Genomic DNA, 10,798 nt, shown 5'->3' with positions numbered 1-10,798 from the left:
CCCCGGACCCTGATCGTTTCCCCAATTGTCCTGCAACAGCTACGCAATAAAGCGGAACGGAATGCTCAAACCCAATCCTATCTAGTGGAGGTCTTATCTGGCATTTCCACGGTCAAAGCCCAGAATATTGAATTGCGATCGCGTTGGAAATGGCAAGAGAAATATGCCCGCTATGTTAGTGAAGGCTTCAAGAATGTGCTAACTTCTACTGCCGCTAGTTCTATGAGCACCTTCTTGAACAAACTCTCTGGTTTGCTTGTGCTTTGGGTAGGGGTCTATCTAGTACTAAATGGAGAATTAAGCTTAGGGGGCTTGATTGCTTTTCGGATTATTGGGGGCTACGTTACCAGTCCCTTGCTGCGTTTAGCCCAACTTTGGCAAAACTTCCAGTCTACAGCCCTATCCCTCGAACGCCTCAGTGACATTGTCGATACACCCAAAGAAGTGGCTGAAGCAGACCAGGGTAATATCCCCTTGCCCTCTGTCAGGGGAGACATTCGCTATGAAAATCTCTCCTTCCGCTTTGCCAAGAGTGGGCCAATGCAACTGAATAACGTTAATGTCGAGATTCCAGCTGGTTCATTTGTAGGGATTGTAGGTCAAAGTGGTTCCGGTAAGAGTACCATGACCAAACTTTTGGCTAGACTATATTCTCCAGAGTCCGGTCGCATCATTATCGATGGTTACGATATCTCGAAAGTCGAACTCTATTCCCTGCGGCGTCAGATTGGGATTGTGCCTCAGGAAACCCTCTTGTTTGAGGGAACCGTGCAAGAGAATATTGCTCTGACCAATCCTGATGCAGACAGTGAGGAAATTATTCAGGCAGCAAATATAGCAGTAGCCCACGATTTTATCATGGGCTTGCCTTTGGGTTACAATAGCACCGTTGGCGAAAGGGGTTCAGGTCTTTCCGGGGGACAACGACAGCGTATTGCGATCGCTAGAACGATTTTGCAATCACCCCAGTTAATGATATTAGATGAAGCCACCAGCGCCCTCGATTATGACACCGAGCGGCAAGTGTGTTTAAATCTAGCGGAAGCTTTAAAACAACGCACGGTATTGTTCATTACCCACCGCCTAGGAACCATTCGCAACGCTGATATCATTTTGATGATGGATCGGGGTTCAATAGTAGAGCAAGGCACTCATGATGAACTGATGGCTCAGAAAGGTCGTTACTATTGCCTCTACATGCAACAAGATGCTCAAATGTAGCTATGAAGGGTGAAGGATGAAGGATTAACCATGAAGGGTTAAGCATTAAAGATGAAGGGTGAAGGATTAAGTGTGTATTGTCTCGGTATTTGCTATTTGGTTTAACCCTTGGTGTCGGATAGACTAGGCTCAAGGATAAAAAAATACTAGTGGTCTGGTAGTTGGTTTTACAGCAAGCGTTTAATTGAGAGCGAGAAGTTTTGGCTAACTGCCCCTAAACTAAGTGATAAAAATGATCAATGAGTCAGTCTTTGTATTAGTTACTAAATTTAATTAGTAAACCCGATAATTATCTCATTCGTCATCATTTATCCTTCATTTTTTAGTTTTTATCCGACCTTCGTCATCATTTATCCTTCATTCTTTCTTTATTTATCTTTGAGCATTCATCCAATACCCAAGTATTAACGAATAGCAGGAGCTAATAACGATGAGCCAATATAATGGCAATGGTAATGGCAATGGTAATCGCAATGGTAATGGCAATGGTAATGGCAAAGCAAATCCAAAAATTAACTTAGGTTCTGTCGGTACTATGAGCAAAACGGCAGTTCCTCAAGACACCAGGGACAAACATCGTGCTTCTAATAGTCACCTCGCATTTGACCAGCCAGTTATTTTAGAACAATCGCCCCATTGGTCTCATGCCATTCTCTGGGCACTGTTAAGTCTAACCAGTTTTGGTATGGTGTGGGCTTACTTTGCCAAAATTGACTATGCCGTTCCCGCTCGGGGCAAGCTAGAGCCACAAGGTGCAGTTAAAGAAGTCCAAGCTCCTGTGGGTGGAGTAGTGACAAAAATTCATATCAAGGAAGGACAGCGGGTTAAAGAAGGGGATTTGCTCCTTTCCTTTGAGCCCAAAGCTACTCAGGCTCAACTCACGTCTCTCAATAAACGCCGCGCTACCTTAATCAGAGAAAACCAGTTTTATCAAGCTGCAATTAGCAATCCTAATTATCCACCTGTACCACCACCAGGTATGGATATACAACTGTCCTCACAACTGCCTTCTCTGATCGCTAGTCGAAACACCCTATTGTCAGAAATTGGACTTTATCGCGCTCAACTTAGTGGAGGTTCCGCTAGGGCTAATCTTAGCCCTGAACAACGAATTCGTTTACAATATGGTACTTCTGCACTTGAGGCTCGGATTGCTGAACTTGAGAGTAGAATTGGCTCCCTACAGGAACAGCTGAAACAAAATCAGATTCAACTTGCCAATGGCAGAGATATCCTGAGTGTTGAGCAGGGTATTCTTGCAGATCTCAGACCCCTGTTTGAACAAGGGGGGTTTTCTAAGATTCAGTTCTTGAGGCAGGAAAATGAGGTCAAAAATCGCCAAACTGAGATAAACTCTAGGATTGAAGAAGAACAACGCTTGCAAAAAGAAATTGCTGGGGTCAGAGCGAATCTACTCAATACCATTGCGTCTTCTCAACGAGAACTGACGGATTTGATGGCACAGAATAATGAAAGGATTGATAGCTTAAACACCCAAATAGCTAGCATTATCAGTCAATTAAATCAACGTATTGTTGAGAACAATAAACAGATGGCAGAAATTGATAGCCAGTTGCAGCAGGCTCAACTAACCCTAAGCTATCAAGAACTACGAGCTCCTGTTGATGGAACCATTTTTGACTTACAACCTTCAACTCCTGGTTTTGTTGCCAATACCACTGAGCCAGTGCTCAAAATTGTTCCCGCTAGCTCTCTGATTGCTAAGGTATTTCTTACTAACCGAGACATCGGGTTTGTGGAACCAGGTATGGAAACTGAAGTCAGAGTTGACTCTTTTCCCTTTAGTGAGTTTGGTGATGTAAAAGGGAAGGTACTATCTATTGGTTCTGATGCCCTACCACCGGATCCTGCAGAATTGCGTCAAGACTATACTTTCCCTGCCAAAATCGAATTGGATAAACAGTTCATGACAGCTTATGGCAAAGATGTGCCATTGCAATCGGGTATGTCTATCAGTGCCAATATCCGGGTGCGTAAGCGAACAGTGATGAGTATTTTCACCGAGATGTTCTTGGATAAAACTGAAAGCTTGACCAAAATGCGTTAGGGAATGTTTTGAATGCTTCCCTACCTAGGTGATAGCTCTAGGTGTTGGTTGTTGCTATTGGCGGCAACCACTCCTCAAGATTACGGTTCTACCGACTGCTGAGTTTAAGCACAGATGGGTACATTGATGGAAGTAAAGTACATAAAACTTTACACCAGGGTGATATTTCACCCACTGCTTAAATTCCGTAAGGTGAACCGGGGATGTTTGAACATTTTACAGATAAAGCGATCAAATCCATCATGCTGGCTCAGGAGGAAACCCGTCGCTTGGGACACAGCCTCGTAGGAACTGAGGAACTGCTGTTGGGTTTGATTGCACAAGGAACAGCTGTGGCAGCCAGAGTACTGAGTGATTTTGGTGTTACCCTCGATGATGCTCGCTACTCGGTAGAAAACACTGTGGGCAGGGGTTCGAGAATCGTTACCTCAGAACTTCCTTTCACCCCCAAAGCTAAACAAATTTTCCAGCAATCTTTCCAGGAAGCTAAGCAACTAGGACACAACTACATCGATACTGAACATTTGTTGCTAGCTATTATTCACGACAGGAACAGCGTTGCGAGTCAAGTACTGGTCAACCTGGGTGTAGACCTCACAGAATTACGCACCCATGTCATTAGTACGATAGCAGAATTAACAGCAGCAACGACTGCTAAGGGAAAAGGTTCCTCGTTTATGGGGAATACTCAAAACCAGAAAGCTACCTTAGAAGAATTTGGAACTAATCTGACCAAGTTAGCTGCAGAGGGCAAACTGGATCCGGTGGTTGGTCGTCAGCAGGAAATCGAGCGGGTGGTGCAGATTTTAGGTCGTCGTAGCAAGAATAACCCGATATTACTGGGGGAACCCGGAGTTGGCAAAACTGCGATCGCAGAAGGTCTAGCCCAACGGATTGTATCTCAAGATGTTCCAGACCTGTTGGCAGACAAACAAGTGATTAGCCTAGATATGGCTTTATTGGTTTCTGGTACTCGCTTCCGGGGAGACTTTGAAGAACGGCTCAAGCAGATTGTCTCTGAAGTCCAGCAATCCGGGAATATTATCCTAGTAATTGACGAAATTCACACCTTAGTCGGTGCTGGATCCTTAGAAGGGGGTATGGATGCGGCTAATCTCCTTAAGCCTGCTCTCGCTAGAGGTGAACTCCAGTGCTTGGGAGCTACTACTCTAGATGAATACCGCAAGTATATCGAGAAAGACGCAGCACTAGAACGTCGTTTCCAGCCAGTTATGGTCTCGGAACCCTCTGTAGAGGATACCATTGACATACTCCATGGTTTGCGCTCAACCTACGAGGAGTATCACAAAGTCCAGATTTCCGACCAAGCCTTACTGGCTGCAGCTCAATTGTCAGACCGCTATATCTCGGACCGCTATTTACCCGACAAAGCCATTGACTTGATTGACGAAGCTGGCAGTCGGGTTCACTTGATGCACTCAAAACCTTCCTCAAGGGCTAGAGCAGAATCAGAGTGGCAGAGTGAGGGAATTGAAGATAAGTTATCCCCATCTCCAACTATTCCGATTGTGGATCAAGAACACATTGCTCACATCGTAGGGTCTTGGACTGGGATACCGGTCAATAAACTGACGGAATCTGAATCAGCTCTACTGCTGCACTTGGAAGAAACCTTGCACGAGCGGATCATTGGTCAAGACGAAGCAGTTACTGCTGTGTCTCGGGCAATTCGTCGGGCAAGAGTTGGATTAAAGGATCCCAATCGACCGATTGCTAGCTTTATCTTCTCTGGTCCGACTGGAGTTGGTAAAACAGAACTGGCTAAATCTTTGGCTTCCTACCTGTTCGGGTCAGAAGACAAGATGATTCGGGTTGACATGTCGGAATATATGGAACGCCATACTGTTTCCAAGCTGATTGGTTCTCCTCCAGGGTTTGTTGGGTATGACGAAGGTGGTCAACTGACTGAAGCTGTGCGACGCCAGCCCTACTCGGTGGTACTATTTGACGAAATAGAGAAAGCTCACCCTGACGTTTTCAACGTACTTTTGCAACTGTTAGATGATGGTCGCTTAACCGATGCTAAAGGTCGTACTGTAGATTTCAAGAACACAATATTAATCATGACCTCCAATATCGGTTCTAAAGTGATTGAAAAAGGAGGTAGTGCTTTTGGCTTTGAGTCGTCAAATAACCAAGATGAGTCTAGGTACAACCAGATCCGCACTCAGGTCAATGACAATCTTAAAGACTATTTCCGTCCTGAGTTCCTCAACCGCCTTGACGATATAATTGTCTTCCGTCAGCTCAAGAAGAATGAAGTTAAGGAAATTGCTGAAATTCTGCTTCAGGAAATCTATAGCTCTATACAAGAGCAAGGAATTATCCTAGAAGTCACAGAGGCTTTCAAAGACCACTTAGTCACAGCAGGCTACGAACCAAGCTATGGTGCTAGACCTCTACGACGAGCAATTATGAGCTTGCTAGAAGATAGCTTAGCCGAAGCCATGCTATCTGGTCAGATTCAAGAGGGTGATACCGCAGTTGTTGATGTGGATGAGCACGGTCAGGTAACCGTATTATCTGGTAACGCTCAAAAGCGGGTGCTGCAACCAGTTGGGGTTTGCTAGGGCTAAGGAGTGATGCCAAAATTCCTTAAAGCCTGGATTTTAAAGGCTGCATCTAAGGCTGGATCTGTAGAGGGGTGACCTGCAACCCCTCTAAGATATATCTACATCTACATATCTTTTATGGAAGTAGATATATATAGCGCCATAGTTAATAAGGAAAAAGGCTCCCCCCCATGAAGTTAGTTATTCCCGTTGCTCTACCAGAACATTCCTATGATATTGCGATCGCACAACACCTTCCTGATGGCAAGATGACCACAGGTGGCTTAGATGATATTGGGGTTTGGATGAGCCGTCTACAGTTGGGGAAAAAAGTTTTAGTGGTATCTAATCCAGCGATTTTCCGAAGATATGGGAAAAGAGCGATCGCAGCTTTGGAGTTAGTGGGATATCAGGTATCTAGCCTCACCCTCCCTGCTGGTGAACGATACAAAACTGTCAAATCTATCCAAAAGATCTATGATGTTGCCCTAGAAAACCGCCTAGAACGCTCCTCGACTCTAGTGGCATTGGGCGGTGGAGTAATTGGGGATATGACAGGATTTGCAGCTGCCACTTGGCTAAGGGGAATTAATTTCGTTCAGGTACCCACATCGCTGTTGGCCATGGTTGATGCTTCAGTTGGTGGCAAGACTGGGGTCAATCACCCCAAGGGCAAAAACTTGATCGGTGCTTTCCATCAACCACGATTTGTCTTAATTGACCCCTCGGTATTAAAAACATTGCCAGCCCGAGAATTGCGAGCAGGGATGGCAGAAGTGATTAAGTATGGGATTATCTGGGATGAACAGCTATTTGTGAAGCTAGAGGAATCGAAGCGACTTGACCAATTGCGTTACCTGAAGAAGGATTTATTAGAAACAATTCTGTCTCGGTCTTGTCAAGCTAAAGCAGATGTGGTCAGTCAGGATGAGAAAGAAGCTGGAATCAGAGCAATTTTGAACTATGGTCACACCATTGGTCATGCCGTAGAAAGCTTAACTGGCTACAAGTTAGTCAATCATGGAGAAGCCGTAGGGATTGGTATGGTAGCTGCAGGCCAGATTGCGGTGGCACTCCAGATGTGGCAGCCAGAAGATGCCGAACGCCAGGATGCTTTAATCGAAAAAGCTGGACTACCTACTAAGTTACCCAGTGGGCTAGATATTGATGCTATTATTGATACCCTGCAAACTGATAAGAAAGTAAAAGAGGGTAAAGTAAGATTTGTTTTGCCTACCAAGATTGGTGAAGTAACCTTAATAGATCAGGTGCCAAATGATGTGATTAGGGAAGTGCTTAGGCAAATACAGCAATAGGAAAGGGAACAGGGAATAGGGAATAGGGAGTAGGGAGTAGGGAACGGTGCGACTCCCGACTCAAATGTCAAGGTTTGATAACTTGTTCATAGCATCTATCGAAGATGCTATGAAACCATTGATAATCGGCTAAAGGGTTTTACCCCTCATGTCACTCAATTCCTTACTGGGAAAGACTCTGCGAAGCTTACCCTAGGGGGCTGAAACGATTTGCCCACACCATTATCCATACCAATTAGGGAAAGTTCATCAAGAAATCGCAAAATTTTGAAAATGAGCTAGGGTAGACATTGGCTGCAATCTAGTTTTCAATTTAGGGTTAGGTCGCCATTGACACACGAAAATTCCCCAAAACTATGGGCAAAGGGCTTATTGCCCCACGTTAAGGGTGAAATTAATTAAAAAATATGCGACCTTAGCAGTAGTGGCAATTTGTTGTAATTCGGTTCCAGTTGAGAGGCAATATTAATGAGTGATGGTATGGCATTCCTGACGGGGGCTGCCTTTGCCGGTATGGCAGCATTGTTTCTCCTCAAAGGAGGAGGCAATATGGTGGCGAATAACCTTCCCTCTTCCCAACCCTTCCAAATTTCCCCTAACAATCCCTATAATTCCCCTTACGCAGATCAAGCGCCAAACCAGGCTCTAGCTTCGCCGAACTTAAATAATAATTTAAATAATATGCTCAATGTTGAACAGCAGCGGCGGGACACTGAGCAGCTCAAAACATTGGTTGAGCAACAACGAGCTGAAACTGAACAGCTCAAAGCCCAACTTCACAATCAGCAGTTACTGCTAGACAATCTAACTGCTCAGGTTGATGCCAGTGTGATCAGGGCTCCTGAGCAACTAATCCCTAATCGTAAACCTAATAATGAGACGGCAAATACCCTCATGTCAGGCATACTTTGGGGACTTGGCGGTATGGCCGTAACCATTGGTGGTGGTGCCGTTGTGATTGGGGGGTTAGCCTTGCTCTCACGACCACAGCGTCCTCCTCGTACAACTTACGTGGTGCAACACCCCTACTCTAGTGTTCCTCCTTCCTTACCATCTAGACGGCGCTCTGAGTTTATGTCTCATCAATATGATGATAGACTTTATGACCGGATGGACTACGATTAAATTCTCCAGTCTAATCATCGTAGTATAGGTCTTCCTCAGGGTCTAGGAATTTCAAGGATTGTCCCAAAAGCTGCCACACTAGAGGTGCGATCGCTCCCCCAACAAGACCAATACCAACGCTAACAGCCAACACAACACCGATTGGCAGATCAATCGACTCGAAGACTAAAAACTTCAGGGATACTTCCGTTATATTTTGGATTGAGAAAATAGCGATCGCGCCAATCCAAATAGCAACTATCAGAGATGTCAGAAGTAAGCCAAGTCCTCTGATTAGGGAATAGTTCATTATGGTGACTAGTTTCTGGTGACTAGTTAGCTCTCTGTATTCTTTTTTCTAGCACATTCGCCCATAGCGCACTGGTGTAGGGTGGGCAAATAATTATAGTTTCACTATTTGATTAGTTATCATCCACCTTTGCCCACCCTACTGACTCTGGTGTAGGGTGGGCAAATAATTATAATTTCACTATTTGATCAGTTATGATCTTCATTTGCCCACCAGACAAGAGCGATTGGCCTACGGCCACGCTACGCGATCGCACAAGCCCACTGGTGTAGGGTGGGCAAATAATTATAATTTCACTATTTGTACAGTTATCATCCACCTTTGCCCACCCTCCTGACTATGTCACAATAACTGGTAAGAATAGCCGGTTGTCAGAGCGATGCCCCAACTACTCGACCAAACCACCGACCAACGCATTGTCCATGATGGCACCTGGGAACAGTTTAAGTTCATCCAGAAGGGATTTGATGGTTCTCCTGGAGTACGGCTGTTTTACTTTGATGGAATAATCGAGATTCTCATGCCAGGACGAGAACATGAAATTTTTGCCAGTATCATCGGTTACTTAATCACAACCTTTCTGACGGAAAAGGGTATTTTCTTTCAGCCTACTCGCTCCATGACTCAGGAAAAAGAAGGCGTCGCCTCTGCCCAAGCTGATGAGTCTTACTGCATCGGTAGTGTTAAGCCGATTCCAGATTTGTCGATTGAAGTGGTTTTTAGTAGTGGTGGCATCAGCAAGTTAGAACGGTATCAAGCTAATGGTGTTCCTGAGGTTTGGTTTTGGGAAGATGGATTACTGAAGCTTTATCATCTTACGGATGGTAGTTATGTCCCCATTGAACGTAGCTTGCTACCTGGACTGAGTGAATTGGATCTTGATTGGTTCAGACGCTGTGTTTTGATGGCAGAAACCGATACGGGAGAAGCCATTAGAGCGTTCCGTCGGCAGATTTAGCTATCAGCGGTCAGCTGTCAGCTGTCAGCTATCAGTTGGGTAGGGTGAGCAAATAATGAGGCGTTGCTGAATCAAGCAAGAATATAAGTAGAGTGGGCATCCTGCCCGCGCGGAAATAAGCATGAAACTGGCAAGATGCCAGTTCCACGCAAGATGCCCATTCCACCAAGATGCCCATTCCACCTCACTCTTAAAATCATTCCATTATTAAGCAACGCCAATAATGATATAGCAATTCTTTTTCCCATGAGGTACAAAGCGATGCAGCGCGGTCTTGGGGGTTCCCCCCATGAGCGACTGCATCAAGAACGGATCCCCCTAAATCCCCCTTAATAAGGGGGACTTTGAGGTTGATAAGTGTACCTCATACATGCAATCAACGCTATAGTTTCACCATTTGTACGGTTATCATCGATCTTTGCCCACCCTACTGACTAACCTCTAGACTGGCCCCACCACATGGCTATCGTAAAAACTAATTGTGTTTCCTGAAGGTTCAGAAACATCAAACACACTGTGTATTCGGCCTTCGCGAATTTCGCTCGGTGCATAGCCAGCCTCTTGCAGGGCGACCTGTTGAGCCTTCAAATCATCCACCATCAGATCAAAACTCGCTTGTCCTGGTGCTGCTTCAGGTTTATTTCTAAGCACGAGATGGGTTCCCCCTCTCAACTCAAGTACTGCTAAGTCTTGAAATTCAGAGGTTGTCTGAGAAGTCTCATTTGCTACATCCAAGCCCCCTAAATCCCCCAATTCTGGGGGACTTTTACAAGCAAAATGACTCTTGTTCCCCCCAAAGTTGGGGGGTTAGGGGGGCAAAATTCAGTATAAAAAAACTTGGGAGATATCCTCTCAGCAACTTTTCGCATTCCCACAAACTCGAAGAAGTCGAGAGATTTTTTGAAGTCTGAAACGTTTAAGCTAACATGCCCAATCCAAATCGGAGGGCGTTCATCTTGCTGTGGATTATTTGGAGTCATGGTTCTTAGTCTAAAACTATTAGATGTTGTTTAAATCCCAGGGAAGTTGTAAGTCCATTTCCGACTTTATAGTAATTTTAATTTGATTTAACTTTTTTGGCTCAACCGAACTATCTGTGTATAAAACCGCGCTTATTGCTGACTAGGGCGTGTTTTCAAACTTGTTGTATCCTAGTAAAAACGTGTACGCAGGCAGGCTGTACTGATGAACCGAGGCGACTTGAGTAACGAACAGTGGGAGAGGTTAAAACCGCTACTGCCACCAGTG

9 protein-coding genes are annotated in these 10,798 nt (G+C 45.0%); 7 read left to right on the top strand and 2 right to left on the bottom strand.

Translation table 11 applies throughout. The annotated features are described in order from the left end of the window. From F6K52_RS24495 to F6K52_RS24475, 5 genes are all read left to right on the top strand, one after another. Window positions 1-1,221 (top strand): peptidase domain-containing ABC transporter (locus tag F6K52_RS24495; protein ID WP_293084089.1); only part of this gene is annotated, 1,221 nt, incomplete at its 5' end. Between the two features lie 430 nt (window positions 1,222-1,651). Beyond that, on the top strand, window positions 1,652-3,289 hold the full coding sequence (locus F6K52_RS24490; protein ID WP_293084086.1) for an HlyD family efflux transporter periplasmic adaptor subunit: 1,638 nt from the start codon (window positions 1,652-1,654) through the stop codon (window positions 3,287-3,289). 203 nt (window positions 3,290-3,492) lie between these two features. Continuing rightward, window positions 3,493-5,880, top strand: coding sequence for an ATP-dependent Clp protease ATP-binding subunit (locus F6K52_RS24485; RefSeq protein WP_293084083.1), 2,388 nt, complete (start codon window positions 3,493-3,495; stop codon window positions 5,878-5,880). A 173-nt stretch (window positions 5,881-6,053) separates the two neighbouring features. Further along, on the top strand, window positions 6,054-7,178 hold the full coding sequence (aroB, locus tag F6K52_RS24480; RefSeq protein WP_293084080.1) for a 3-dehydroquinate synthase: 1,125 nt from the start codon (window positions 6,054-6,056) through the stop codon (window positions 7,176-7,178). A 468-nt stretch (window positions 7,179-7,646) separates the two neighbouring features. Then, window positions 7,647-8,303, top strand: a complete 657-nt coding sequence (locus tag F6K52_RS24475) for a hypothetical protein (RefSeq protein WP_293084077.1) — start codon at window positions 7,647-7,649, stop codon at window positions 8,301-8,303. Window positions 8,304-8,313: 10 nt separating this feature from the next. Here the strand turns inward: F6K52_RS24475 and F6K52_RS24470 are convergent, their stop codons facing one another. Next, window positions 8,314-8,592, bottom strand: coding sequence for a LapA family protein (locus F6K52_RS24470; protein ID WP_293084074.1), 279 nt, complete (start codon window positions 8,590-8,592; stop codon window positions 8,314-8,316). A 379-nt stretch (window positions 8,593-8,971) separates the two neighbouring features. Here F6K52_RS24470 and F6K52_RS24465 point away from each other — a divergent pair, with 379 nt between their 5' ends. Further along, the gene (locus F6K52_RS24465; protein ID WP_293084071.1) at window positions 8,972-9,550 is read left to right on the top strand and encodes a Uma2 family endonuclease; all 579 of its coding nucleotides are present in this window, start codon (window positions 8,972-8,974) and stop codon (window positions 9,548-9,550) included. A gap of 135 nt (window positions 9,551-9,685) precedes the next feature. After that, a complete protein-coding gene (locus F6K52_RS24460; protein ID WP_293084068.1) occupies window positions 9,686-9,883 on the top strand; it encodes a hypothetical protein in 198 nt (65 codons plus the stop codon). A gap of 108 nt (window positions 9,884-9,991) precedes the next feature. Here F6K52_RS24460 and F6K52_RS24455 read toward each other — a convergent pair whose 3' ends face one another. Next, window positions 9,992-10,285 (bottom strand): hypothetical protein, encoded by a 294-nt coding sequence (locus F6K52_RS24455; protein ID WP_293084066.1) that lies wholly within the window; start codon window positions 10,283-10,285, stop codon window positions 9,992-9,994. Between the last annotated feature and the right edge of the window lie 513 nt (window positions 10,286-10,798).

The sequence above is a fragment of the Moorena sp. SIO3H5 genome (genome assembly GCF_010692395.1).
In the GTDB taxonomy this organism is placed as follows: domain Bacteria; phylum Cyanobacteriota; class Cyanobacteriia; order Cyanobacteriales; family Coleofasciculaceae; genus Moorena.
The sequence above is the reverse complement of the archived record's forward strand: the minus strand, read 5'-3'. Positions and strand labels throughout refer to the sequence as shown.